The following is a 25968-nucleotide window of genomic DNA, read 5'->3' on the forward strand; positions in this document are numbered from 1 at the left end:
GCACATCATCCCGCGCACGGTGTTCTCGGCCATCGAGAGCCGCAACGCCAGATCCTTCGCCACGCACCGTTCCAACAGTTCGGAGAACATCCGGGTGGACACCTGCACGGAACCCACGTAAATCTCCGGTGAGCGCCGGGCCGCATCCAGGACGGCGGCGATCATCGCATACACCCCCGCAGAAGCCCGCGCCGCGGCGACCTCGGCATCCCGCACCATCTCCAGGCAGTCCTCGAGATGGCCGCGCTCGGTCGGCGACCAGTCCTCATCATCGAAGTCCCCAAGGTACTTGAGGTCTTCCAGGAGCGCCGCCATACCCCCAGTTTAGAACACGTGTTCGATAACCGCAAGGCTTAGGACACATTCTTTTTCCCGTTTCACCAGCATTTTCCGGGCACCGCCGTGATCACCAGACGAGTCCTCTCTGCGGCCGACTGCTGAGCCACGAGGACTCACTCAACTATGGTGAGCAGGTGCGCAGAGTCATCATCCTCGGCTCCACCGGCTCCATCGGAACCCAGGCCCTCGACGTGATCGCCGCCCACCGCGATCGATTCGAGGTGGTGGGCCTCGGCGCCGGCAGCAATCGCGCCGTGCTCGAGGAGCAGGCACGCGCCTTCGACGTCGAGCACACCGCACTCGGTGCGCAGGAGGCGGAGCAGCTCGTGCGCGACATCGAGGCCGACGTCGTCGTCAACGGCATCACGGGCTCCATCGGGCTGGGGCCGACCCTCGCTGCTCTGGAGGTCGGTCGCACCCTCGCGCTGGCCAACAAGGAGTCGCTCATCGTCGGCGGCGAACTCGTTACCGCACTCGCGGCACCCGGGCAGATCGTGCCCGTGGACTCCGAGCACTCGGCGATCGCGCAGGCGCTGTCGGCCGGCACCCACGCCGAGGTGCGCCGGTTGGTGCTCACGGCATCCGGCGGCCCTTTCCGCGGCCGCTCGCGCGCCGAGTTGCAGCACGTCACGCCCGCGGAGGCGCTCGCCCACCCGACGTGGGACATGGGACTCGTCGTCACGACCAACTCCGCGACGCTCGTCAACAAGGGGCTCGAGGTCATCGAGGCGCACCTCCTGTTCGACATCGGCTACGACGACATCGACGTCACGGTGCATCCGCAGTCGGTCGTGCACTCGATGGTGGAGTTCGTCGATGGGTCGAGCATTCTGCAGGCCTCCCCTCCCGACATGCGACTGCCGATCTCCCTCGGGCTGGACTGGCCGCACCGGGTCGCCGGGGTGGGGGTGCCCCTTGACTGGGCCCGTTCGCACACCTGGAGCTTCGAGCCGCTCGACGAGGACGCATTCCCGGCCGTCGCGCTCGCCAAGCACGTCGGCAGAGCCGGCTCGAGCTACCCGGCGGTGTTCAACGCCGCCAACGAACAGGCCGTGCATGCCTTCCACGAGGGGCGCATCGGCTTCCTCGACATCGTCGACACGGTGCGGCGGGTGGTGGATGCGCACACGCCGGCCTCGGGCGGACTCACCCGCGAGTCGCTTGCGGAGGCGGAGCGCTGGGCACGCGAGCAGGCCGACGGCATCATCGCCGCGTGAGAGCCTGCTGACAGGCGGTCACCAGTACATTCCAAGCTGGTCGCACTAACCTGAGGCCGTGGAATCCGTCCTGCCCTTCATCATCGGCGTGCTCGCCCTCGCGTTGGGGCTCGCGATCTCGATCGCCCTGCACGAGATGGGCCACCTGCTGCCGGCCAAGCTGTTCGGCGTCAAGGTGACGCAGTACATGATCGGCTTCGGACCCACACTGTTCTCCCGCCGCAAGGGCGAGACGGAATACGGGTTCAAGGCCATTCCGCTCGGCGGCTACATCTCGATGGTCGGCATGTTCCCGCCCAAGAAGGGCGAGGCCGTCACGACCGGGGGCACCGGCTTCTTCAGCACGATGGTGCAGGAGGGTCGCACCGACAGTGGTCCGCTGACGGAACGACTCGACGACGGCATCGACGCGCGCGAGGCGGGCAAGCCCGGCTACTTCGGCCGCATGGCGGAGGATGCGCGCGCGGCGAGCGCGGAGACGATCACCGCCGGTGACGAGCATCGGGCGTTCTACCTGCTGCCCGTGTGGAAGCGCATCATCGTGATGTTCGGCGGCCCCTTCATGAACCTCGTCATCGCGGTCGTGCTCTTCGGAGTGCTGCTGATGGGCTTCGGCACCGCCCAGGCATCGACCACCGTCGGCAGCGTCTCGGCGTGCGTGCTGCCCGCCACGAGCACCCGCACGGCGTGCGACGATGCGGACCCCGCCGCTCCCGGCGCGGAAGCGGGCCTGCGACCGGGCGACCGGCTCGTCTCGATCGACGGCAAGCCGGTCACCAGCTGGGATTCCTCCACGCGCGAGATCCGCTCCTCAGCGGGCCAGACGCTCGACGTGGTCGTCGAGCGCGACGGCGAGAAGGTGAGCCTGCAGATCACCCCGCTGCTCACCGAGCGCCCGGTCTACGACGCCGCGGGCAAGGCCGTCACGAACGCCGACGGCTCGGCGAAGACCGAGAAGGTGGGCTTCGTCGGCATCGGGCCGGCGAGCGAGCTGGTGCCGCAGCCCGCAACGGCCGTCCTGCCCGCCGTCGGCCAGAACATCACCGCCGTCGGCGGCATGATCCTCAACCTGCCGCAGCGCATGGTCGACGTCGCCAATGCGGCGTTCGGTTCCGGGCCGCGCGACCCGAACGGCCCGATCAGCGTGGTCGGAGTGGGGCGGGTCGCCGGTGAGATCGCGGCCATCGACGCCCCGGTCGCGTCGAAGGTCGCGAGCATCATCGGGTTGGTCGCCTCGCTCAACGTCGCGCTGTTCGTCTTCAACCTCATCCCGTTGCTGCCCCTCGACGGCGGGCACATCGCGGGAGCGCTCTGGGAAGGCATCCGTCGGTGGTTCGCGAAGCTGCGCGGACGACGCGATCCCGGCCCCGTCGACATCGCCAAGCTCATGCCGCTGACCTTCGTGGTCGTCATCGTGCTCGGTGCCATGAGCGCGTTGCTCATCTACGCCGACATCGTCAAGCCGATCAACCTGTTCGGCTGAGCGCCCTCAGCGTCGCAGCAGCAACGCGTCACCCTGGCCGCCGCCTCCGCACAGTGCCACGGCCGCCCTGCCGGAGCCGCGCCGGGCCAGCTCGTGCGCGGCGTGCAGGGCCAGCCGCGCGCCCGATGCGCCGATCGGATGCCCGAGAGCGATGGCGCCGCCCTGCGGGTTCACGATCGCGGCATCCAGCCCGAGGTCGCGGATGGACTGCACCGCGACGGCGGCGAACGCCTCGTTGATCTCCACGAGATCGAGGTCGGATGCCTTCCAGCCCTGCCGTTTCAGGGCGGCGGCGATCGCGTTGGAGGGCTGGGAGTGCAGCGCGTTGTCCGGTCCGGCGACGTGGCCCGACGACTCGACCACGGCGAGCCAGCTCAGTCCGTTCGCCTCGGCGTACTCCCGGCTGGCGATCACGAGCGCGCTGGCGCCGTCGGAGAGCGGCGATGAGTTGCCCGCCGTGATGGTGCCCTCCTTCGAGAACGCCGGTCGCAGCCCAGCGAGGGTCTCGACGCTCGAGTCCGGCCGCACGCCCTCGTCGGTCTCGACGAGAACCGGCTCGCCCTTCCGCTGCGGCACCGGCACGGGCACGATCTCGGCGTCGAAGGTGCCATCGGCCTGGGCTCGGCCGGCCCGCTGGTGCGAGGCCGCGGCGATCTCGTCCTGTTCGGTGCGCCCGATGCCGAGGCCGGCGTTGTGGCCCTCCGTCGATTCGCCCATCGAGACGCCGTCGAAGGCATCCGTCAGCCCGTCGTAGGCGGCGGAGTCGAGCATGGTCACGCTGCCGTACGCCCAGCCCCGACGCGAGCCGGGAAGAAGGTGCGGCGCATTCGTCATCGATTCCTGGCCGCCGGCGACCACGACCTGCGCCTCGCCGAGCCGGATCATCCTGGCGGCGTCCACGACGGCGGCCAGGCCCGACAGGCAGACCTTGTTGAGCGTCATCGCGGGCACTCGCCACGGGATGCCTGCTGCGACGGCGCTCTGCTTCGCCGGGTTCTGGCCCGCTCCGGCCTGCAGAACCTGGCCCATGAGCACGGCGTCGATGTCGTCGACGTCGACCCCCGACTTCTCGATCGCGTCGCGGATGGCGAGAGTGCCCAATTCAACCGCAGACAGGGCGGCCAGTTGGCCGTTCACGCGTCCCTGCGGGGTGCGGGAACCGGAGAGGATGACGACCTCGGTGGCGTTCATGGATCGGTGACTCCTTCGTCGCTGCGCGCATGGCGTTCTTCCAGTCTAGGCAGCGGGGTGTGCACATCCGGGTGCATCCACTACGGTCGATTCCGTCGAGGGAGACGGTGGGCGCGGCAGTCCCAGAAGGATGCCGTCCCGGGCTCCCGGCAGGGAGGAGAGCGGTTCATGACCGATCTGACGGGGCGCAGGGCGCTCATCACCGGGGGAGCCAGCGGCATCGGACGCGCCTGCGCCCAGGCGTTCGCCACGGCAGGGGCATCCGTCGTCATCGCCGACGTCAACGGCGACGCCGCGGCGCGCATCGCCGCCGACCTCGACGCCGAGTCGTGGGAGGTCGACCTCTCCGACGTCGCCGCCCTGCGGGAGCTGAGCCTGGACTGCGACATCCTCGTCAACAACGCCGGCATCCAGCAGGTCACTCCGATCGACCAGTTCGATCCCGAGCGTTTCTCGCTCATCCTGCGCATCATGCTCGAGGCGCCGTTCCTGCTCATCCGGGCCGCCCTCCCGGGCATGTACGAACGCGGGTGGGGCCGCATCATCAACCTCTCGAGCGTGCACGGGCTGCGCGCCTCGCCATACAAGGCCGCCTACGTGTCGGCCAAGCACGGCCTCGAGGGGCTCTCGAAGGTGACCGCGCTGGAGGGGGCGGCCCGCGGCGTGACGAGCAACTGCATCGACCCGTCGTACGTGCGCACCCCGCTCGTCGAGAAGCAGGTCGCCGACCAGGCGCGAGTGCACGGCATCCCGGAGGAGGAGGTGCTCGAGAAGATCATGCTCACGGAACCGGCCATCAAGCGCCTCGTCGAGCCCGAGGAGGTCGCGAGCCTGGCCCTCTGGCTCGTCGGTGAGCACTCCGGCATGGTCACGGGAGCCAGTTACACGATCGACGGCGGATGGAGCGCGCGATGAGCCTCGACAAGGTCTTCGACAGTGCAACGGAGGCCGTCGCCGACATCCCGAGAGGGGCGAGCATCGCCGTCGGCGGGTTCGGCCTGTGCGGCATCCCGATGGTGTTGATCGACGCGCTCCTGCAGAGCGGCGTCGACGATCTCGCGATCGTGAGCAACAACTGCGGCGTCGACGACTGGGGCCTCGGCGTGCTGCTCGCGGCGCACCGCATCCGCAAGATGACGTCGTCGTACGTGGGGGAGAACAAGGAGTTCGAGCGGCAGTACCTCTCTGGAGAGCTGGAACTCGAGCTCACGCCGCAGGGCACGCTCGCCGAGAAGCTGCGCGCGGGCGGCAGCGGCATCGCGGGCTTCTTCACCCAGACCGGCGTCGGCACGCAGGTGGCGGACGGAGGGCTGCCGCAGCGCTACGACGGCAACGGCGGAGTCGCGCTGGCGTCGTCGGCCAAGCAGGTGCAGTCCTTCGCCGTGCGCGGGCGCGAGCGGGAGTTCGTGCTCGAGGAGGCCATCACGACCGACTTCGCGCTCGTTCACGCCAAGCGGGCGGATCGCCACGGGAACCTCGTGTTCGACAAGTCCGCCCGCAATTTCTCGCCGCTCGCCGCGATGGCGGGCACTGTGGCGATCGCCGAGGTCGAGGAGCTCGTCGAGGCAGGGGGCATCGAGCCCGACGACGTCCACCTTCCCGGGGTCTTCATCGACCGCGTCGTCGTGGTCGGTCCCGACGTGGAGAAGCGGATCGAACGACGCACCGTGCGGAAGGACTCCTGAGATGGCCCTGACGAGAGAGCAGATGGCGGCGCGGGCGGCCGCGGAGCTGCGCGACGGCGCCTACGTCAACCTGGGCATCGGCCTGCCGACCCTCGTGCCGAACTACGTTCCCGATGGGGTGACCGTGGTGCTGCAGAGCGAGAACGGCATCCTCGGCGTCGGTCCGTATCCGACCGACGACGCGGTGGATCCCAACCTGATCAACGCGGGCAAGGAGACGGTGACCGTGCTGCCCGGCGCCGCCTTCTTCGACTCTGCGACGAGTTTCGGGATGATCCGCGGCGGCAAGATCGACGCGGCCATCCTCGGTGCCATGCAGGTGTCGGCAGCAGGCGACCTGGCCAATTGGATGATCCCGGGCAAGATGGTCAAGGGACCGGGCGGCGCGATGGATCTCGTGCACGGCGCTCGCCGCGTGATCGTGCTCATGGAGCACGTGGCGCGCGACGGCTCGCCGAAGATCGTGGACGCCTGCACGCTGCCGCTGACCGGCAGGGGTGTCGTGGATCGCATCATCACCGACCTCGCCGTCATCGACGTGACGGATGCCGGCCTCGAGCTCGTCGAGTTGGCCCCCGGCGTCTCGGTCGACGAGGTGAGCGCGGCGACCCAGTCTCAGTTGCTCGTCGCGCTCTGAACGCCGCGCATTCACCGACCGCCAGCCGGTTCTCAGCGGCCCCGGTCGTAAGCTAGAGCCGTGCCCGCTGTGAATCTTGGAATGCCGAAAATTCCCGAAACCCTGGCCCCGCGCCGCAAGTCGCGCCAGATCAAGGTGGGCAAGGTGCTCGTCGGCGGTGACGCCCCCGTGAGCGTGCAGTCGATGACGACCACCCCCACGACCAACATCAACGCGACGCTCCAGCAGATCGCCGAGCTGACGGCGACCGGATGCGACATCGTGCGGGTGGCCGTGCCCAGCCGCGACGACGCCGAGGCCCTTCCGATCATCGCGAAGAAGAGCCAGATCCCGGTCATCGCCGACATCCACTTCCAGCCGAACTACGTCTACGCGGCCATCGACGCCGGCTGCGCCGCGGTGCGCGTGAACCCCGGCAACATCCGCAAGTTCGACGACCAGGTCGGCAAGATCGCCGCGGCGGCCAAGGCGGCCGGCGTCTCCATCCGCATCGGCGTCAACGCCGGCTCCCTCGAGCCCAGCCTCATGCAGAAGTACGGCAAGGCGACTCCCGAGGCACTCGTCGAGAGTGCCGTCTGGGAGGCGAGCCTGTTCGAGGAGCACGACTTCCACGACTTCAAGATCTCGGTCAAGCACAACGACCCCGTCATCATGGTCAAGGCCTACCGCCTGCTCGCCGAGCGCGGCGACTGGCCGTTGCACCTCGGAGTGACCGAGGCCGGCCCGGCATTCCAGGGCACCATCAAGAGCGCGACGGCCTTCGGCATTCTGCTCGGCGAGGGCATCGGCGACACCATCCGCGTCTCGCTGAGCGCGCCTCCCGCCGAGGAGGTCAAGGTGGGCCTGCAGATCCTGCAGTCCCTCAACCTGCGCGAGCGCAAGCTCGAGATCGTCTCGTGCCCGAGCTGCGGCCGCGCCCAGGTGGATGTCTACAAGCTCGCCAACGACGTGACCGACGGGCTCGAGGGCATGAGCGTACCCTTGCGCGTCGCCGTGATGGGCTGCGTCGTCAACGGACCCGGCGAGGCCCGTGAGGCCGACCTCGGCGTGGCATCCGGGAACGGAAAGGGCCAGATCTTCGTGAAGGGCCAGGTCATCAAGACCGTTCCGGAGTCGGAGATCGTCGCGACGCTCATCGCCGAGGCGAACCGCATCGCGGCCGAGACGGGCGAGACCGCACTCGGTTCTCCCGTCGTCTCCGTGGTCTGACGCAGGGGCCGCCCGGCCGTCGCGCTTTTCGATGGGAGAGCGGTCCGCCACATGAGAAAGCTCTCACCGGGGTTGCCGACTCGCGCCGCACGTCGTCAGTCTTGACGCATGGGTGAGGTGGCCTGATGATTCGCACCGCTGGTCTTGCGGCCGGGGCGGCTGCCGCCGTGCTCGCCATCGGCGGTGTCTCGGCCGGCGCGGTCGTGCTGCAGAAGGCCTTCCAGGTCGACGAGTCGGCACCCCGGATCACGGCCGAAGAGGGCGTCCAGGCGTCGCGTCCGACCCCCGAAGCCGTCCCGTCGGCGGTGCCAGCGCCATCCCCCTCGGCTGAACAAACCCCCCAGGTTCAGCCGGTCGTGGCGGAGCCTGTGCCCGTCGACGGGACTTCCACGCCTTCGACGGATGCCGTCGACGGCGCCGCTGCGGACTCCGGCACGTCGGGCGACGGCGCCGCCGCACCCGCTCCGGCTCCGGCTCCGGCTCCGGCGCCCGCGCCCCCTGCGGCCCCGGCACCCGCCCCGGCTCCCGCGCCCGCCGACCCGCCGGCACCGCCCGCCGATCCGCCGGCACCGCCCGCGGACCCCGGAGGCGGCGACCCGGAGCCCGGTGACCCCGGCCCGGGTGATCCGGGCGAGGGTCCCGGCGACGGCCAGCAGGGGAACGACTGGTGGGACCAGCACGGTGGCGGTCCTGGCGGCGGCCACGGTTGGGGCGGCGGCGGCTGGAACGGGCACGGCTGGGGCGGTGGCGGCTGGGACGGCGACCATGGCGGAGGCTGGGGCGACGACGACGGAGACTGAGCGCCCGGCTCACGGCAGGATGCGGTAGCCCTCTCCGCGCACGGTCTCAACGTGCTGGGCGCCGATCTTGTTGCGCAGGTAGCGCACGTAGACGTCGACGACGTTGGTGCCCGGGTCGAAGTCGTAGCCCCACACCTGTTCGAGCAGCTGCTCGCGGCTCAGCACCTTGCCGGGGTGGCGCAGGAACGCCTGTGCGAGCGCGAACTCGCGCGCCGAGAGCTCGACGGGCGGTCCGTCCGCACGGATGCGTCTCGACCGCAGGTCCAGCTGCAGGGAGCCCGACGTGAGCACCGTCGTCGCATCCGATCCGGTGTCGCGCAGCCGGGCGCGCACGCGGGCGAGCAACTCGTCGAAGCGGAAGGGCTTGGGCATGTAGTCGTTGGCGCCGCCCTCGAGGCCGGCGACGGTGTCGGCTGCCGAGTCGCGGGCGGTCAGTATGACCACGGCCACGCCGTCGCCGTCACTGCGCAACCGACGCAGCACCTCGAAACCGTCCATGCCCGGAAGGCCGATGTCGAGCACGAGCAGGTCGACGCCCCCGGCGCGCACGGCCGCGAGCGCGTCGCGACCGTCGGCGACGCACTGCACCTCGTAACCGGCACCTACGAGGCCCTTCTCGATGAACGACGCGATGCGCTGCTCGTCCTCGGCGACGAGGATGCGGCTCATGCGCTCCGCCCCGCGCGCTGGGATTCGGCGATGAGGAGCGCTTCGGGGCCGGCGCCATCGGCGATGCCCGCGTCGGTGAACCGGGCCTGGACGGCCGCGACATCGAGCCGGATCGCGAAGCGGGAACCGACTCCGAGGGTGCTGTTGAGCGCGACGGTGCCCCCGTGCGCCTCGGCGATCGCCCGCACGATCGAGAGGCCGAGCCCCGATCCTTCGATGCCGCGACCCTCCTGGACTCTCGCGAACCGCTCGAAGATGCGCTCCTGCGCCTCGAGCGGTATGCCGTCGCCCTCGTCGAGTACCCACAGGTCCAGGCAGGGCCGGCCCGAGGCATCCGTGACGAGGGTGCTCCCGATCTCGATGGCGGTGAAGGTGGGCGCGTACTTGGCGGCGTTGTCGGCGAGCTGGAGCCAGGCCTGCGTCAGCCGCGACGCGTCGACGACGGCGTGCATCTCGGCGGTCTCGCCGAGCAGCCAGGCGTGCGCACCCGAGAGCATCGCGGCCTTCTGATGCACCATCTCGGTCAATATGGCGATATCGGCCTCGCCGGGCCGTACGAAGTCGGGGTTGCCGCTCTTGACCAGCAGGCCGATGTCGACGACCAGGGTGTCCATGCGGTCCAGTTCGTTGATGGCGATCTCACGGGTCACCCGTACGTCATCCGGTGCGTTCGCGTCCATGAGTTCGAGGTGCCCGCGCACGATCGTGAGCGGCGTCTTCAGTTCGTGGCTGACGTCGTCGAGCAGGCGGCGCTGGCTGACGAAGCTGTGCTCGAGCCGGTCGAGCATGCCGTTCACGGTGCGAGTGAGGTCGGAGACGTCATCGGTGCCGTCGACCGGGATGCGCTCGGAGAGATCGGAGCCCGAGATGCGCGCAGCGGTCTCGCGCAGCGAACGGATGGGCGCGAGCAGCCGCCCCGAGACCACCCAGCCGACCAGGCCGATGATGAAGAGGGCGAGCACGACCACCACGGCATAGGTCGTGAAGGCGTCGCGCACCTCTTCGAGTTCCGCGCTGACGTTGTAGGCCGAGACGTACAGGCCCGTCTGGTCGACGCCGTCGACCGAGACGGGAACGATCACGTAGCGCAGTGTGCCCGGTGCGGCATCCGTGGTGCCGATGACGACCCGGCGCGGATCGGCATTCGCGATGACGCCGTCGATGAAGGCGTCGTCGCGGTCCAGGCGGAACGCGACGTCGGAAGCGGGTACGAGGGCCGCCCGGCCGTCGACGATGCCCACGGTGCTCTCGTTGTGATCGGGCACGACGCGCGACATCGCGGCGGCCAGGAGCTCCCGCACGGTCATGGGGCCGGCGCCGCCGGATGGCGCCGTGGCGGCCGCCTCCCGGATGTTGTCCGCGGTCTGGGTGAGGCGCACGTCGACCTGCGCGAGCACCCTCTCCCGCTGCACGAAGATCGTGACGGCTCCCGCGACGGCCATGCCGATCGCGGTCACGAGGAGGATCGACACGACGATGCGCGCTCGCACCGAGCGCGCGGCGTCGCGCAGCCGGAAGCCGTCCATCCGGCAATTATCGTCGCGCACCGCCTCGCAGGGAACCGGTGAGGCGGTATCCGGCGGGAATGGATCTCTTGCTTTGACCGTTGTATCGATATATCGTTAACCTATCGCAGAACTTCTGCGATGATCAGGTTCGGCACCAGCCGGACGCAGAAAGGATGTGCACCATGCACAGCGAACACTTCACACACGATCGGCGCCGCGCCTTCCTCGAGGCCCGCCTTCACCACGACGGCCGCGACTTCCGTGGCGCACCGGACTTCGGGGCGTTCGGCCCCGGTCGCTGGGGCGGCGCAGGCGGCGGATGGGGCGGCCCAGGCGGTCGCCGACGCCCGAAGGGCGACGTGCGCGCCGCGTTGCTCTCCCTCCTCGCCGAGAACGGCCCCACCAACGGCTACGGCCTCATGAAGGCCATCGCCGAGAAGACCGAGGGCTCCTGGCGCCCGAGCCCCGGCTCGGTCTACCCGACGCTGCAGCAGCTCGTCGACGAGGAGCTCATCAGCTCGCGTGGCGAGGGCCGCGGAACGGAATTCGAGCTCACGGAGGCGGGCCGTGCCTACGTCAGTGAGCACGAGGAGGAGCTCTCGGACGCCTGGACCTCCGTGCCCCGACCGAGCGAGTCCACGACGGAGCTCTTCCAGAGTGCGGGCCGGCTCATGAGCGTGATCGGGCAGTTCCGGCACGGAGCCACCGACGCTCAGCGCGCGGCCGCCGCCGAGAAGCTCGACGAGGCCCGTCGTGCGCTCTACCTCATCCTCGCCGACTGAGGTGGTTGCCGTCGTCGACCTCACGTGTGACGCTGGAGCCTGGACGGCTCCAGCGTCCACGATGGGAGGCGCGGCATGACCGACACGAGTGGAATCGAATACCCCGACGCGGCGGGCTACCCCGACGGCACCGGCACCCTCCATGAGGGCACCGATGACGCCGAGCGTGGGCTCGACGAGATCGACACCTTCGCCGACGAGGACGAGGAGGATGTCGAGGGCGTCTGAGCCCCACGCATCCACCCCCATAAACTGTTCGGGTGCCCACACGCCTCTCGAACTACTTCCTCCGTACCCTCCGCGAGGACCCTTCCGACGCCGAGGTGACCAGCCATCGCCTGCTCGTGCGGGCAGGCTACATCCGCCGGCAGGCCCCGGGGATCTTCGCGTGGCTGCCGCTGGGCCTGCGCGTGAAGGCCAACATCGAGCGCATCATCCGCGAGGAGATGGAGGCGGCCGGCGCCCACGAGGTGCACTTCCCGGCGCTTCTGCCGCGCGAGCCCTACGAGGCGACCAACCGCTGGACCGAGTACGGCGACGGCATCTTCCGGCTGCAGGACCGCAAGGGTGCCGACTACCTGCTGGCCCCCACGCACGAGGAGGTCTTCACGCTGCTCGTGAAAGACCTCTACTCCTCGTACAAGGACCTGCCGCTGAGCATCTTCCAGATCCAGGACAAGTACCGCGACGAGGCCCGGCCGCGCGCCGGGCTGCTGCGCGGACGCGAGTTCACCATGAAGGACGCCTACTCCTTCGACTACACGGATGCGGGTCTCGACGCCTCCTACGAGGCGCAACGCGCCGCGTACGAGCGCATCTTCACCCGGCTCGGGCTCGAGTACGTCATCGTGCAGGCCGACGCGGGCGCCATGGGCGGATCGCGCAGCGAGGAATTCCTGCACCCGACGCCGGTCGGCGAAGACACCTTCGTGCGCTCAGCCGGCGGCTACGCGGCGAACGTCGAGGCCTACGTGACGGCCGTTCCCGAGGCGCTGGCCATCGAGGGGCTTCCCGAAGCGCGCATCCTCGATTCGCCGAACACGCCCACGATCGCGACGCTCGTCGACCTGGCCAACCGCGAGTACCCTCGCGCCGACGGACGCGAGTGGACCGCGGCCGACACGCTGAAGAACGTCGTGCTCGCGCTCACCCACCTCGACGGCAGCCGCGAGATCGTCGTCATCGGCCTTCCCGGAGACCGCGACATCGACCTGAAGCGCGTCGAGGTCGCCTTCGCGCCGGCCGAGGTCGAACCGGCCACCGAGGCGGACTTCGATGCCAACCCGCTCCTCGTCAAGGGCTACATCGGGCCATGGTCGCCCGAGGGCGCCATCCTCGGCGAGGATGCCGCCACCGGCATCCGCTACCTGCTCGACCCGCGCGTGGTCGCGGGTACCGAGTGGATCACGGGCGCGAACATGAACGAGAAGCACGTGTTCGGCCTCGTAGCCGGTCGGGACTTCTTCTCGGACGGAACCGTCGAGGCCGCGGAAGTGCGCGCAGGCGACCCCGCTCCCGACGGCTCCGGCCCGGTCGAACTCGCCCGGGGAATGGAGATCGGCCACGTCTTCCAGCTCGGCCGCAAGTACGCCGATGTGCTGGGCCTGAAGGTGCTCGATGAGAACGGCAAGCTCGTCACGGTCACGATGGGCTCCTACGGCATCGGCGTCACCCGCATCCTCGCGATCATCGCCGAGCTGCACAACGACGACAAGGGCCTTCTCTGGCCGGCGGCCGTCGCGCCCTTCGACGTGCACGTGGTCGCAACGGGCAAGGACGAAGCGGTGTACTCCGCCGCCGAGAACGTCGTCGCGGCGCTGGAGGCCAGCGGGCGCAGCGTGCTCTACGACGACCGCCCGAAGGTCTCGCCCGGCGTGAAGTTCGGTGACGCAGAGCTCATCGGCGTGCCGAAGATCGTCATCGCCGGACGCGGTGTCAGTGAGGGGCTCGTCGAGGTCTGGGATCGGGCGACCGGCGTGCGCACCCCCGTCGCCCTCAGCGAGGTCGTCGAGGCTCTGGGCTAGCGCGCGGGACAGCGCCGGCCGGCGCCGGCCCATGCCGCAGCGGATGACGTAGGCCCGGAGCATCGGCTAATCTAGAAGATCGCCCGCGCATGCGGGCGCACACCTGAATACGAGATCTGAATAGAGGAGGCCGGAGATGGACATCGACCTCGGCGTACTGCGTCTGATGGAGCGGGAGAAAGAGATCCCGTTCGACGAACTTGTGCACATCATCGAGCAGGCCATCCTCACCGCCTACCTCAAGCACGTCGATCCGAGCGCCCATGGGCACATCGATCCCAAGGGTGCCCGCGTCGAGCTGGATCGCAAGAGCGGCCATGTCACCGTCTACGTGCCCGAGCACGACGAGGAGGGCAATGTCATCGGCGAGGCCGAGGACAGCCCGAGCGACTTCGGCCGTATCGCCGCCTTCGCGGCCAAGCAGGTCATCAACCAGCGCCTGCGCGACATCGCCGACGACGCCGTGCTGGGGGAGTTCCGAGGACGCGAGGGCGACATCGTCGCCGGTGTCATCCAGCAGGGCCCCAACCCGCGGATGATCCACATCGACCTCGGCTCGGTCGAGGCGATCCTGCCGCCGGAGGAGCAGGTTCCGGGTGAGGACTACGCGCACGGATCGCGCATCCGCGTGTACGTCACGAGCGTGGCCAAGGGCCTGAAGGGTCCGCAGATCACCGTCTCCCGCACGCACCCCGCGCTCGTGCGCAAGCTGTTCGCCCTCGAGGTTCCCGAGATCGCCAGCGGCGTCGTCGAGATCGTCTCGCTCGCCCGCGAGGCCGGCCACCGCACCAAGATGGCCGTGCGCGCCACGGAGCCCGGAGTGAACGCGAAGGGCGCCTGCATCGGCGAACTCGGCCAGCGGGTGCGCGCCGTCACCGCTGAGCTGAACAACGAGAAGATCGACATCGTCGACTACTCCGAAGACCTGCCGACCTTCGTCGCGAGCGCGCTCTCGCCGGCGAAGGTGACCAGTGCCTACGTCGTGGACGCGAGCCTGAAGGCCGTGCGCGCCCTGGTGCCCGACTACCAGCTCTCGCTCGCCATCGGCAAGGAGGGGCAGAACGCCCGCCTGGCCGCCAAGCTCACGGGAGCCAAGATCGACATCCAGCCCGACTCGATCCTCGAGGACGACTGAGCCGGCACGTCTCGCCCTTCTTCTCCCGGCTCAATGGCGCAGGGGTGGGGCGTGCGGCCGACCCTCAGCAGGTGAGGTGTAACATGGAACCCGTTAGAACGTGCATCGGATGCCGTTCGCGCGCTCCCCGGTCCTCACTTCTGAGGGTCATCGCCCGGGAATCAGAACTGGTGGTCGATGAGACCGCCACTCTGCCCGGTCGAGGTGCGTGGCTGCATCCGAGTGCCTCGTGCTTCCAACTGGCCATCCGCAAGCGCGCCTTCGGGCGGGCCCTGCGGGTCAGCGGCCAGCTGGACGTCACCAACCTAGAGAACAGGCTGAACGGCTAATGGACCAGTAATGAGCGGCTCGAAATGAGTACCGTCCGCCAATAACGGTCTGCCCCTGTCCGGGCGCAGGCCCGGAACAGGAGAATTGTGGCTGCAAATCCACGTGTGCACGAGATCGCCAGCGAGCTCGGAGTAGACAGCAAGATCGCCCTCGACAAACTCAAGGAGATGGGCGAGTACGTCAAGGGGCCGTCCTCGAGCGTCGCCCCTCCCGTGGCGCGCCGTCTGAAGGCCGCCCTCGAGTCCGCCGGAGTGGCGCACAAGCAGGAGAGCGCTGCCAAGGCCGCCGCTCCCAAGGCGAGCCCCGCACCGCGTCCCGCCTCCGCCGCCCCGGCACCCTCCGCTCCCGCACCGGTGCCCTCGGCACCGCGTACGGTCGCCGAGCGTCAGGCCGAGGCCGAGCTGAAGGCTGCTGCAGAGGCAAAGGCTGCTGCAGAGGCGAAGGCCGCCGCTGCCGAGGCCAAGGCAGGCAACGCGACGGCTGAGGCCGCGCCCGCCGCCCCGTCCGACGGCCCTGCCACCTCCGCCACGACCACGGATGCCGTCGCCCCCTCGGGCGCCCCGCGTCCCGGCGGCCCCAAGCCCGGCGCCCCGCGCCCCGGCAACAACCCCTTCGCCTCCAACCAGGGCATGGGCCAGCGCCCCGCCAACATCCCGCGTCCGGGCAACAACCCGTTCGCGAGCGCCCAGGGCATGGGCCAGCGGCCCTCTCCCGGCAACATCCCGCGTCCGGCGGCACCCCGTCCCGGCGCTCCCCGCCCGGGTGGCCCCGGTCAGGGCAACCGCCCGAACGGCTTCGGCCAGCGTCCCGGCGGCTTCCAGCGTCCCGGTGGTGCCGGTGCAGGCGGAGCCCGTCCCGGTTTCCAGCAGCGTCCCGGCGGTGCCGGTGGCGCCCCCGGTGCCGGTGGCTTCGGCGCCCCCCGTCCCGCGGGTGGCGGCGGCGGTCGTGGCCGCGGACCCGGCGGCGGTACCGCCGGTGCCTTCGGTCGTGGTGGCGGCAAGAGCAAGGCGCGCAAGTCGAAGCGTACGAAGCGGCAAGAGTTCGAGATGCGGGAGGCCCCGTCGCTCGGCGGCGTGAGCGTTCCCCGCGGCGACGGCACCACGTCCATCCGCCTGCGCCGTGGCGCCTCGATCTCGGACTTCGCCGACAAGATCAACGCGAACCCCGGTTCGCTCGTGACCGTGCTGTTCCACCTCGGTGAGATGGCCACGGCGACCGAGTCGCTCGACGAGGCCACCTTCCAGGTGCTCGGCGAGGAGCTGGGCTACAAGATCCAGGTCGTCTCGCCCGAGGATGAGGACAAGGAGCTCCTCGAGGGCTTCGACATCGACCTCGAGCAGGAACTCGCCGACGAGAGCGACGAGGACCTCGAGATCCGTCCGCCGGTCGTCACCGTCATGGGCCACGTCGACCACGGTAAGACGCGACTGCTCGACGCCATCCGCAACGCGAACGTCGTCGCGGGCGAGGCCGGCGGCATCACGCAGCACATCGGTGCCTACCAGGTGTGGACCGAGCACGAGGGCCACGAGCGGGCCATCACGTTCATCGACACCCCGGGCCACGAGGCGTTCACCGCCATGCGTGCCCGTGGTGCGCAGGTCACCGACATCGCGATCCTCGTGGTCGCGGCCGATGACGGCATCATGCCGCAGACGATCGAGGCGCTGAACCACGCCCAGGCTGCAGGCGTGCCGGTCGTCGTGGCCGTGAACAAGATCGACAAGGAAGACGCCAACCCGCAGAAGGTGCGTCAGCAGTTGACCGAGTTCGGCCTGGTGGCCGAGGAGTACGGCGGAGACGTCATGTTCGTCGACGTCTCGGCCCGCAACAACATCGGCATCCAGGACCTGCTCGACGCAGTGCTCCTGACCGCGGATGCCGGGCTCGACCTGCGCGCCAACCCCAACAAGGATGCGCGCGGCGTGGCCATCGAGGCCAAGCTCGACAAGGGCCGCGGCGCCGTCGCGACCGTGCTCATCCAGTCCGGAACGCTGCGCGTCGGCGACTCGATCGTCGCCGGCACGGCCTACGGACGTGTTCGCGCGATGGCCGACGAGAACGGCGACGCCGTCGAAGAGGCCTTCCCGGCACGTCCCGTGCAGGTGCAGGGTCTCTCGAGCGTGCCGCGCGCCGGTGACACCTTCCTCGTGACCGATGACGACCGTACGGCTCGTCAGATCGCCGAGAAGCGTGAAGCCGCCGAGCGCAACGCCCAGCTGGCCAAGGCCCGCAAGCGCATCAGCCTCGAGGACTTCACCCGCGCACTCGAAGAGGGCAAGGTCGAGTCGCTCAACCTCATCATCAAGGGTGATGTCTCCGGTGCCGTCGAGGCACTCGAGGAGTCGCTGCTCAAGATCGAGGTCGACGACAGCGTGCAGCTGCGCATCATCCACCGCGGTGTGGGTGCGATCACGGAGTCCGACGTGAACCTCGCGACGATCGACAACGCGATCATCGTGGGCTTCAACGTGCGCCCCGACACGAAGGCTCGCGAGCGCGCCGCTCGTGAGGGCGTGGACGTGCGGTTCTACTCGGTCATCTACAACGCGATCGACGAGATCGAGGACTCCCTCAAGGGCATGCTCAAGCCGGAGTTCGAAGAGGTGCAGTCGGGCGTGGCCGAGATCCGCGAGGTGTTCCGTTCCTCCAAGTTCGGCAACATCGCGGGTGTCATCGTGCGGTCGGGAACGATCACGCGCAACGCCAAGGCCCGCGTCATCCGCGATGGCGTGGTCGTCGGCGACAACCTCGCCATCGAGTCGCTGCGTCGCTTCAAGGACGACGTCACCGAGGTGCGTACGGACTTCGAGGCCGGTATCGGTCTCGGCAAGTTCAACGACATCCAGATCGGCGACGAGATCGAGACGATCGAACTCAAGGAGAAGCCGCGGGTCTGATCCACTCGCGCGGGGGTTCGGACCGCTGGTCCGGGCCCCCGCTCCGCTTCATCGTGAAAGGAGTGCATCATGGCTGATCCCGCACGTGCCAGAAAGCTGGCCGATCGCATCAAGGTCATCATCGCCAAGCGACTCGAACGCGGCGTGCGCGATCCCCGCATGGGGTTCGTTACCATCACCGATGTTCAGGTGACGGGCGACCTGCAGCACGCGACCGTGTTCTACACGGTCTACGGAACGGATGAGGAGCGCGCCGACACGGCCGCGGCCCTCACCGCTGCCACCGGCATGCTGCGCTCGGAGGTCGGCAAGGGAATCACCGCCCGCCTGACCCCGAGCCTCGAGTTCCAGCTGGACGCGATCCCCGAGAACGCCCAGCACATCGAGGAGCTGCTGCGCGAGGCGCGCGAGCGCGACTCGGCCACGAGCGTGCTGGCCTCGACGGCCGAGTACGCCGGCGAGGCCGATCCGTACGTCAAGCCGCGCGAACTCGACGACGAGGAGTGAATGGGAAGGGCCCGCCGCCGGCGGGCCCTTCCTCATGTCCGCGCAGTGCTGGCCGTCTCCTCGACGTCGCTCCAGCGTCGTCCTGTGACGATCTCGTAGAGGCGACGCGCGAGCCAGTCCTCGTACTGCTCGGGCCCGAACCCGAAGGCCTCGACGAGCAGCCGGTGGGACTCCGCGTCGATCGCGACGGCGACGGATGCGACGAGCTCGTCCTCACCGACGTCATCGCGCAGCCACCCGCGCTCCGCGGCGATGGCGAGCGTCGAGCGCAGTGATCCCTGGATCGAGTCCATCATCTGCCGCCAGCGCTCGGCGAGCTGCGCATCCGTCGCCGCGGCGACCCGCAGCGCCCGCCAGACGCCGCCGATCCGTTCGTTGAGGCCGCGCGAGACCCGCGCCGCGTGGCGCGCGAAGTCCTCCAGGCTCTCGGCGTCGCGGTAGCCGGCGCCGAAGTCGGTGTCGAGCAGGTTGGTCGTGCCCTCCGCCCCGAGCGAGGCGACTTCGACGCACGCCTGCAGCAGGGCGGCCTTCGGACCGTGCAGTTGCACCGTCTCGGGGGAGACCTGCGCAGCCTGGGCGATCTGCGCCATGGTCGTTCCGGCATACCCCTGCCGGGCGAACAGCTCCGACGCGGCGGAGATGACCCGTCGCCGGGTCTCGGCGGCCTGTTCCGTTCGCAGGGTGGAGGAGTAGCGGCGAGCGCCGCTGGCTCTCGGGGCTGCCCCTGATTTCGGCTCAGACATATTGATTCCGGTTTCACTGTAGTGAATGCTGCTCTGTGGCATTCAACCACACCCGAACCCGAAAGAAGCGCCATGTCATCCGTCATCCTCTGCGCCAGTCCCATGGACGGCCATATCGCCCCCATGCTCGGCGTCGCCGCCTTCCTGCGCGAGAACGGCCACCGCGTGCGATTCCTCACCGGTGCCCGCTATGAGAGCGCCGTTCGGCGCACGGGAGCCGAGTTCCTCGCCCTTCCTGCCGAATCCGACCTGACCGACGACGCCATCGAAGCCGGCCGCCAGCAGGACGGCGAGCGGGTCACCGGGCCGAAGGCCATGGCGCTCAACATCAAGCGCATCTTCCTCGACCCCGCGGCCGGGCAGTACCGCACCCTGCTCGCCGCGATCGCCGCCGAGCACACGGATGCGGTGCTCGCCGAGAACGCCTTCGTGGGCGCCGCGGCACTGGCCCTCAGCTCCGCCGAGGGCCGGCCCGCCGTCATCGCCTGCGGTGTCCTGCCGCTAGGCCTCTGCAGCGTCGACACCGCTCCCTTCGGCCTCGGCCTTCCCCCGCGCAGCGACCTCGTCGGCCGGCTGCGCAACCGTTTCCTGAACGCCGCGGCGCGGCACGTCATTCTGCGGGTTCCGCAGAAACAGGCCGAGCGCACGGTGCGGGAGCTCACCGGCAACCCGCTCGACGTGTTCTTCACCGACTGGACGCGCTACGCCGACCACTTCGCCCAGTTCACGGTGCCGGGCTTCGAGTACCCGCGCCGCGACCTCCCCTCCCACGTGCACTTCCTGGGGCCGGCCGCGCGACTCGCGCCCGCGGCCGCGGCCCTGCCCGACTGGTGGCACGAGCTCGACGGGTCACGGCCGGTGGTGCACGTGACGCAGGGCACCATCGCGAACGACGACCTGGACGAGCTCATCCTCCCGACCATCCGTGCCCTGGCGGACGAGGACGTCCTCGTCGTCGTCTCGACAGGAGGGCGCCCGGTCGAAGCGCTCGGGGTGCTGCCTGCCAATGTGCGGGCCGCGGAGTTCCTGCCCTACGACCGGCTGATGCCGCTCATCGACGTCTTCGTCTCCAACGGCGGCTACGGCGGCCTGCACTTCGCGCTCGAGCACGGCGTGCCGATCGTGGCGGCCGGCGACATCGAGGACAAGCTCGAGACGACGGCGCGCGTGGCGTGGTCGGGCGTGGGAGTGAACCTGAAGACGGGCACGCCCACGGATGCGGCGGTCGGCGCGGCGGTGCGCACGGTGCTGAACGATGGCAGCTACCGCCGTCACGCCGAGCGCATCCGCGACGAGATCGCCGCGTCGCAGGGAGTCGCCGGCATCGTCCCGCTCATCGAGCAGGGCCGGCGCCTGCCGTCCGAGGCCCGCGGCGGCGAACGGCGTCCGGCGCTGCACGGCTAAGCCTCTCGACTCAGGGCAGCACGTAGCCTCCGGTCGATCGCACGGCCAGGCCGTCCAGGAGCAGGCCGTCCAGCGCCCGGGCGAGCTGGGCCGCGTCGCTCGAGAGCGAGGCGATCTCCGCATCCGTCACGGGCCGATGCGCCGCCCGCAGCTCCCGCAGGATGCGGCCTCGCGCCTGGCGGTCGCTGCCCTCGTAGGCCTTCTGCACGCGCTTGCGCGGTCCGTCGTAGTCGGGGTACCCAGCGGACCGCCAGGCGCAGGCGGCGGCGATCGGGCACTCGGCGCAGCGTGGGACGCGGGCCGTGCAGACGATCGCGCCGAGCTCCATCATGCCCGCGTTGAAGACGCGTGCCTCGACGTCGTCGGAGGGCAGCAGGCCGCGCATGTCATCCAGGTCGCGGCGACTCGGGGGAGCGGGGTGGGCGTGGCCGTGCACGGCCCGCGCGATCACCCGGCGGGTGTTCGTATCGACCACCGGATGCCGCCGACCGTAGGCGAAGACGGCGACCGCCCGGGCGGTGTAATCGCCGATGCCCGTCAACGCCAGCAACGCATCGACGTCGGCAGGCACCACGCCTGCGTGGCGTTCGACGATCTGCGCGGCCGCCTGGTGCAGCCAGAGCGCACGACGCGGGTAGCCCAGGCTCGACCACGCCCGAACGGCCTCTCCGGGCGGAACAGCGGCGAGGTCGGCCGGGGTCGGCCAGCGGCTCAGCCACGCCTCGAGGTGCGGGATGACGCGGGCGACCGGGGTCTGCTGCAGCATGAACTCGCTCACGAGGGTTCCCCACGCGGTGAAGCCGGGCCGGCGCCACGGCAGGTCGCGCCCATGGGTGCGGAACCAGGCGGTGACCTCGGCGGGCCAGGCGAACGGAGCGGCGGAGGGCATCCGTTCGATCGTAGCCACCGGCTGGCCGTCATTGCGCCGCGGCGCCCTGGTGCTCCTCGGTCATCTTCCTCGCCGCCTCGACCGCGGCAGCCTGACCCGCATCGACGGCCTTCTTGCGCTCGCGGAAGCTCTCGTCGTACGGCACCTGCTCCGAGACCAGTCGCTCGGAACCCGTCATGCCCTTCTGGAACTTCTCCTTGGCGATCCAGCCGCCGAAGGCCTGCATGAGCGCCGCGAGCACGCGCCCGTACGGGGGCGACTTCTTCGGGTCGATCACGCCGAGCCGGGAGATGAGGTCGTCCTGCTGGCGTTCGCCGCCGATGACGAGCATGTCCCAGATGCCCTTCTCGGTCGCCGCCATCTCGTTCAGCTTCGGGCCGAGCTTCGGGGCCGCCGCGTTCAGCACGGATGCGCCACCGTCGTTGGCCTTGCGGGCGAACTCGGCGACGCCATCCTTCAGGCGCTGCTTGACGGCGGCGCCTTCGGCCTTTGCCCCGGTCGTGGCGACGTTGGTGCTGAGCGCGGTGACGAGATTGATCGTGATGGCAACACCCGCGATGGGTGGGAAGATCGCGCCACTGACGGCGCCGATCGCCCCGACGAGTGCGGGGATGAGGCCGACCAGGTCGCTCGGATCGAAATCGAGGGCGTCGATCTGCGACTGGGCATTGCCCTTGAAGGCGTCGACCGCCATGATCATCTCGGTCTTGGAGTCGGTCAGGTAGCCCATGGCCCTGGTCGTGGTCGCGGCGATATTGGCCATGACCTTCGCCGTCTCGTCATCGACCTTATCGGTGCCCTTGATGGAGTCCTCGGGCAGGTGCACGACGTTCGGGTCTCGGCCGGTGATGGATTCCGCAGGCATCTGCATGGCGCCGTCCTCCTGACGTGAGACGACCGGCGGGGTTGAACCGATGAGTCGTTGCACGCCGGCGTTCCCGCATTCGCGCTGAAGTGCGGCGGTGGCCCGCAACCGCAGGACTGGATCGGAGCGCGTCAGGTGGGAGCGCAGCTGATCGGGTGTGCCCCGCCACGTGGCGCCCGCGCCGCCCTTCTCGACGGGGGCCTCGACCGATCGTTCCCTCACGGCCTGCTGGGCCAGTTCCTGCGCCGCGACGCCTTGCGCATCGTTCACGTCATCCGGCCTCCGCCCAACGCCGCCGAAGGCGTCGCTCCGACGCTACGTCGTGCGTGCGCGGCGAGCGTGCCTGCACGGGCGCGAAAGAGGCACACGCGGAATTCCCCTTAGGGCAGGTACTAGGGTCGCATCATGGAACTGGTCGCCACTGACCATGTGCGCCTTCTCCGCGGCCTCGCCTTCAAAATCCTGCAGAGCTACGGCCGCGGACGGGTATGGAGCTGCGCAGTACCCGCTACCATCATCCCTCGACGACGTGGGGCCCGACGGTGGCAGCCACTGCCCACCAATCGTGAACCTATCGTGGTCTCAGCGGTTTGAAGCCTCCGCGGTGCCAGTTGGGTTGCTGCGCAGCGCGTTCAGCTTCGTCACACACCTTCGACGGCATGGACACTGACCGCTGGATCCTCACGATTCGGAGGGGTTGTCATCGACGAAATGGATGTCGCGCGCACAGGAGTCGGCCTATCGATCTGCGCGCCAACACGGCTCGCTATCAACTTAGCGAGCCGATGGCTGGGTGATTCCACTAATCGCATAAACACCACAGCGAGCGCGAAGGACGACGTCACCGCAATCAAGACGACCAGGTACCAAGGGAGCACATGCAGGAGGTTGGCGCAAGCGATCAGCACCGGAACATGAATCAGGTACAGGCTGAATGAAATGCGTCCGAGCCAAGCGGGAAATGCGGAGGACAGAAGACGGATGACCGGAGCCCACCGGGCCGCAATGGCGACGACACCGGCTGCGCCCAGTATTACCAGCGAGGAGATTACGTTCTGCAATTCGGGAAGCCCTAACAGGGCACGCGCGGTGAGCCAGTGAGCGACGAGCATCGCGAGGGAGAGAATCGTGAGTGCGAGCCAAGCAAGATTACGTACCAAGCCCTGTCGTCGCGGAGTCGAACGGGATCCGTCGCCCAGTAGAACCGTCAGGGCAACCCCGATTGCGAACGCAGGCAGGTAAACGAGCGGCATCACCGTGTATTCCAGCCCTAGCCAAACGAGGACAGGCATTGCCGCGACGGTGATCCAGGCGAAGCGGACGCTACGGTGAGCGATGAGCACGAACACTGGAAGCAACAATGAGAAGAGAATCTCCCAACGCAGCGACCACAGCGGGCTATTGAAGTCTGGAATTCCCGAGAAGAGATCGATGGCTTGAATCGGCATCTTCCAGTCGAAGGTCGGGTATGTGTAGAACTGGACCCAGATGCTGGGGCTTCCGGTCCGAGATCGATGAAAGGCGAGTTCCAGCGCAAGCGCGAGCGCGACGGACGCTGCCGCTGGAAGATACAGCCTGACGAGCCGACTCGGATAGTAGGCTGCCCAGTCGAACGCAGGTCGTCGCTGCACCTGTTTCGTCAGAACGAAGCCACTGAGGACGAAGAAGATGAACACCGCCTCGTTTCCGGAAAAGAACAGCCGCAGCGGCGAAGTGAAAAGTGCCTCCCACATCGTGCCCTTCGGGGGCGTCAAGTTTCCCATCACGATGGCCGCGGCAGTCGGACTGACTAAAAGTGCGTGATACGCCACGACAACGACGGCCGACGCGCCGCGGAGCCCATCGAGGGAGGTCAGGCGCGTCGGAGCGGTGCCTTGAGGTGAAGGTGTTATGGCCATCGGAGATCACGATTATTCCACATCCGAAATCGGTACCGATCCCGACCCCCCGAAGGCATCGACATCCACGTACTAGGGTCGCATCATGGAACTGGTCGCCACCCCTCGCGTGCGCTTCCTGCGCGGCCTCGCCGATGAGATCCTGCAGAACTACGGGCGGGGGCGCGTGATCATCGCCATCGACGGTGCGCTCCGCAGCGGCAAGAGCGAGTTCGGCGACGACCTCGCAGCGGTGTTCGCGGAGCGTGGGCACCCCGCCTTCCGTGCATCGCTCGAGCACTTCCACCGCACGCGCCAGGCGCAGGCCGGTTTCGGACCCGACACCGCCGAGCGCTACTTCCGCTACGGGTTCGACTACTCGCTGCTGCGCCGGGTGCTCATCGATCCGTTCCGACTCGCCGGCAGCGCCGGCTTCGTCACCGCTGCCTTCGACCCCAGCCGCGACAAGCCCATCGAGCCGAAGTGGCAGACGGGGCCCGCCGATGCCGCCCTCATCATCGACGGGCGGTTCATCAACCGCCCGGAGCTTCGCGGAGCGTGGAACTGGAGCCTGTGGATCGACGGCGGCACACCCGACGAGGCGGATGACCTGTACCACCGAGACGACGACCCGCGAGCGGTCGCGACCGCCGTCGTCGACAACTCCGTTCCGGAGCGTCCGCGACGGCTCTTCCTCGACAGCTGCTGATCGGGTCGGCCGTCAGCGCGCGTCGAGCACCTCGCGAACGACCCGCTGCACCGGCAGGAAGCCCTCGCCGCGCTCGACCTCGTGCACCAGTGCGGTGATCCTCTCGTTGACCGGCGCTCGCAGGCCGACGGCGGCTGCCTCCCGCACGATGGCGCCGTTGAGGTAGTCGACCTCGGTGACGGCGCCGCGTCGGATGCTCTGCTGGGTGGAACCGAGGTTCGGCACGCTGCCCATCCGGGCTCCCATGAGCAGGGGGAGTGCCTGGCCGAGCCAGAGGGGGGCCCGCGCGATGAGCCGCAGGCGGCGGTTTCCGAGGCCCTGCAGCGTTCCGAAGCGGATGCCGCGCGCTTCTCCCACGCGGATCGCCTCCCGCATGCTCGCGGTGAGCGCCCTGCGCAGGCCCCGGTCGGCGATGACCTGCTGCACGCTGAGGCCCGTGATCGCGGGCAGGCCGTTGAGCATGTTCACGATGAGCTTGGTCCACTGAGCGCCGACGAAGTTCGCGACGGCGACGAACGGCACCGCCTCCGAGAGCACGCTCGCCCAGTGCATGCAGGCCGCGTCGGGCGACCCCGATCCGCGACCGAGATAGCTCGCCGCCTTCGTGGTGACCCGCACGACTCCGGGTTCGGTGTAGTTGGCGGCGATGATCGAGAGCGCGCCGAAGACCTCCGAGTTCGGCAGCAGCCCGCGGACGGTCTCGACGCCCTCGAGGCCGTTCTGCACGACGACGATGGGTGTGCCGTCGATGACGCGGGCATTCGCGGCGATGGCGGCAGCCGCATCCTGAGCCTTCGTGCAGACGAGGACGAGGTCGAACCCGCCGCTGAGACGTTCGGCGGCCAACGGATGAGCGTGGGCATCGCCGAAGCCGCCCGAGAGGCGGATGCCGTCGGAGAGGATCGCTGCCAGACCCGAACCGCGCGCGGTCACCTGCACCTCGTGGCCGGCCTTCTCGAGCAGCGCGGCGAAGGTGCCTCCGAGGGCGCCGGCTCCGATGACCCCGAATCTCATACCTTCGAGCGTATGCCTCCGCGGGCAGCCCCCTGCGCAGCCGAGGGCGAG

25 protein-coding genes are annotated in these 25968 nt (G+C 69.2%); 16 read left to right on the top strand and 9 right to left on the bottom strand.

Annotated elements, in window-relative coordinates; translation table 11 throughout:
- Positions 1-315: hypothetical protein (locus WDJ51_RS00925; protein WP_337850540.1), on the bottom strand; the 315-nt coding region annotated here is incomplete at its 3' end.
- Positions 316-473: 158 nt separating this feature from the next.
- On the opposite strand from WDJ51_RS00925, the gene WDJ51_RS00930 reads away from it, so the two are divergent.
- Positions 474-1556 (top strand): 1-deoxy-D-xylulose-5-phosphate reductoisomerase, encoded by a 1083-nt coding sequence (locus tag WDJ51_RS00930; RefSeq protein WP_337850541.1) that lies wholly within the window; start codon positions 474-476, stop codon positions 1554-1556.
- Between the two features lie 58 nt (positions 1557-1614).
- Positions 1615-3039 (top strand): M50 family metallopeptidase, encoded by a 1425-nt coding sequence (locus tag WDJ51_RS00935; protein WP_337850542.1) that lies wholly within the window; start codon positions 1615-1617, stop codon positions 3037-3039.
- A 6-nt stretch (positions 3040-3045) separates the two neighbouring features.
- Here the strand turns inward: WDJ51_RS00935 and WDJ51_RS00940 are convergent, their stop codons facing one another.
- Complete coding sequence (locus WDJ51_RS00940; protein ID WP_337850543.1) at positions 3046-4230, bottom strand: acetyl-CoA C-acetyltransferase; 1185 nt, start codon at positions 4228-4230, stop codon at positions 3046-3048.
- 168 nt (positions 4231-4398) lie between these two features.
- On the opposite strand from WDJ51_RS00940, the gene WDJ51_RS00945 reads away from it, so the two are divergent.
- The 5 genes from WDJ51_RS00945 to WDJ51_RS00965 all read left to right on the top strand — a co-directional run bounded on the left by WDJ51_RS00945 (position 4399) and on the right by WDJ51_RS00965 (position 8561).
- On the top strand, positions 4399-5145 hold the full coding sequence (locus WDJ51_RS00945) for a 3-hydroxybutyrate dehydrogenase (protein ID WP_337850544.1): 747 nt from the start codon (positions 4399-4401) through the stop codon (positions 5143-5145).
- Entirely contained in the window at positions 5142-5915 is a 774-nt protein-coding gene (locus WDJ51_RS00950; protein ID WP_337850545.1) for a CoA transferase subunit A, read from the top strand. Before WDJ51_RS00945 ends, WDJ51_RS00950 begins: the two co-directional genes overlap by 4 nt.
- 1 nt (position 5916) lies before the next feature.
- Complete coding sequence (locus WDJ51_RS00955; protein WP_337850546.1) at positions 5917-6552, top strand: CoA transferase subunit B; 636 nt, start codon at positions 5917-5919, stop codon at positions 6550-6552.
- A 60-nt stretch (positions 6553-6612) separates the two neighbouring features.
- Positions 6613-7761: a flavodoxin-dependent (E)-4-hydroxy-3-methylbut-2-enyl-diphosphate synthase gene (gene ispG, locus WDJ51_RS00960; RefSeq protein WP_337850547.1), complete on the top strand. Its 1149-nt coding sequence runs from the start codon at positions 6613-6615 to the stop codon at positions 7759-7761.
- A 125-nt stretch (positions 7762-7886) separates the two neighbouring features.
- Positions 7887-8561 (top strand): hypothetical protein, encoded by a 675-nt coding sequence (locus WDJ51_RS00965; protein WP_337850548.1) that lies wholly within the window; start codon positions 7887-7889, stop codon positions 8559-8561.
- A gap of 9 nt (positions 8562-8570) precedes the next feature.
- Here the strand turns inward: WDJ51_RS00965 and WDJ51_RS00970 are convergent, their stop codons facing one another.
- Both WDJ51_RS00970 and WDJ51_RS00975 read right to left on the bottom strand, forming a co-directional pair.
- Positions 8571-9230 carry a response regulator transcription factor gene (locus WDJ51_RS00970; protein ID WP_337850549.1) on the bottom strand — a complete coding sequence of 220 codons (660 nt, stop codon included), beginning with the start codon at positions 9228-9230 and terminating at the stop codon, positions 8571-8573.
- The gene (locus tag WDJ51_RS00975; protein WP_337850550.1) at positions 9227-10756 is read right to left on the bottom strand and encodes a sensor histidine kinase; all 1530 of its coding nucleotides are present in this window, start codon (positions 10754-10756) and stop codon (positions 9227-9229) included. Before WDJ51_RS00975 ends, WDJ51_RS00970 begins: the two co-directional genes overlap by 4 nt.
- Before the next feature lie 164 nt (positions 10757-10920).
- Here WDJ51_RS00975 and WDJ51_RS00980 point away from each other — a divergent pair, with 164 nt between their 5' ends.
- From WDJ51_RS00980 to rbfA, 7 genes are all read left to right on the top strand, one after another.
- Positions 10921-11520: a PadR family transcriptional regulator gene (locus WDJ51_RS00980; protein WP_337850551.1), complete on the top strand. Its 600-nt coding sequence runs from the start codon at positions 10921-10923 to the stop codon at positions 11518-11520.
- A 75-nt stretch (positions 11521-11595) separates the two neighbouring features.
- Positions 11596-11748 carry a hypothetical protein gene (locus WDJ51_RS00985; protein ID WP_337850552.1) on the top strand — a complete coding sequence of 51 codons (153 nt, stop codon included), beginning with the start codon at positions 11596-11598 and terminating at the stop codon, positions 11746-11748.
- 32 nt (positions 11749-11780) lie between these two features.
- Positions 11781-13544, top strand: a complete 1764-nt coding sequence (locus tag WDJ51_RS00990; protein WP_337850553.1) for a proline--tRNA ligase — start codon at positions 11781-11783, stop codon at positions 13542-13544.
- A 136-nt stretch (positions 13545-13680) separates the two neighbouring features.
- Positions 13681-14679: a transcription termination factor NusA gene (gene nusA, locus WDJ51_RS00995; RefSeq protein ID WP_337850554.1), complete on the top strand. Its 999-nt coding sequence runs from the start codon at positions 13681-13683 to the stop codon at positions 14677-14679.
- Positions 14680-14762: 83 nt separating this feature from the next.
- Positions 14763-15008: a YlxR family protein gene (locus WDJ51_RS01000; protein ID WP_337850555.1), complete on the top strand. Its 246-nt coding sequence runs from the start codon at positions 14763-14765 to the stop codon at positions 15006-15008.
- A gap of 105 nt (positions 15009-15113) precedes the next feature.
- Positions 15114-17909, top strand: coding sequence for a translation initiation factor IF-2 (gene infB, locus WDJ51_RS01005; RefSeq protein ID WP_337850686.1), 2796 nt, complete (start codon positions 15114-15116; stop codon positions 17907-17909).
- 69 nt (positions 17910-17978) lie between these two features.
- Positions 17979-18416 (top strand): 30S ribosome-binding factor RbfA, encoded by a 438-nt coding sequence (rbfA, locus tag WDJ51_RS01010; protein WP_337850556.1) that lies wholly within the window; start codon positions 17979-17981, stop codon positions 18414-18416.
- 32 nt (positions 18417-18448) lie between these two features.
- On the opposite strand, the gene WDJ51_RS01015 is transcribed toward rbfA, so the two are convergent.
- Entirely contained in the window at positions 18449-19159 is a 711-nt protein-coding gene (locus WDJ51_RS01015; protein WP_337850557.1) for a TetR/AcrR family transcriptional regulator, read from the bottom strand.
- A gap of 72 nt (positions 19160-19231) precedes the next feature.
- Between WDJ51_RS01015 and WDJ51_RS01020 the strand changes: the two genes are divergently transcribed.
- Positions 19232-20563 (top strand): glycosyltransferase, encoded by a 1332-nt coding sequence (locus WDJ51_RS01020; RefSeq protein ID WP_337850558.1) that lies wholly within the window; start codon positions 19232-19234, stop codon positions 20561-20563.
- Positions 20564-20573: 10 nt separating this feature from the next.
- On the opposite strand, the gene WDJ51_RS01025 is transcribed toward WDJ51_RS01020, so the two are convergent.
- The 3 genes from WDJ51_RS01025 to WDJ51_RS01035 form a co-directional block, all read right to left on the bottom strand.
- Positions 20574-21452, bottom strand: coding sequence for an A/G-specific adenine glycosylase (locus WDJ51_RS01025; RefSeq protein ID WP_337850559.1), 879 nt, complete (start codon positions 21450-21452; stop codon positions 20574-20576).
- Positions 21453-21480: 28 nt separating this feature from the next.
- A complete protein-coding gene (locus WDJ51_RS01030; protein WP_337850560.1) occupies positions 21481-22587 on the bottom strand; it encodes a hypothetical protein in 1107 nt (368 codons plus the stop codon).
- A gap of 371 nt (positions 22588-22958) precedes the next feature.
- Positions 22959-24215 (bottom strand): acyltransferase family protein, encoded by a 1257-nt coding sequence (locus WDJ51_RS01035; protein WP_337850561.1) that lies wholly within the window; start codon positions 24213-24215, stop codon positions 22959-22961.
- An 85-nt stretch (positions 24216-24300) separates the two neighbouring features.
- On the opposite strand from WDJ51_RS01035, the gene WDJ51_RS01040 reads away from it, so the two are divergent.
- Positions 24301-24903, top strand: a complete 603-nt coding sequence (locus WDJ51_RS01040; protein ID WP_337850562.1) for a hypothetical protein — start codon at positions 24301-24303, stop codon at positions 24901-24903.
- Between the two features lie 12 nt (positions 24904-24915).
- On the opposite strand, the gene WDJ51_RS01045 is transcribed toward WDJ51_RS01040, so the two are convergent.
- Complete coding sequence (locus WDJ51_RS01045) at positions 24916-25917, bottom strand: ketopantoate reductase family protein (protein WP_337850563.1); 1002 nt, start codon at positions 25915-25917, stop codon at positions 24916-24918.
- Between the last annotated feature and the right edge of the window lie 51 nt (positions 25918-25968).

Origin of the sequence: Rathayibacter sp. YIM 133350, from assembly GCF_037404875.1 — a bacterium.
GTDB lineage: Bacteria > Actinomycetota > Actinomycetes > Actinomycetales > Microbacteriaceae > Orlajensenia.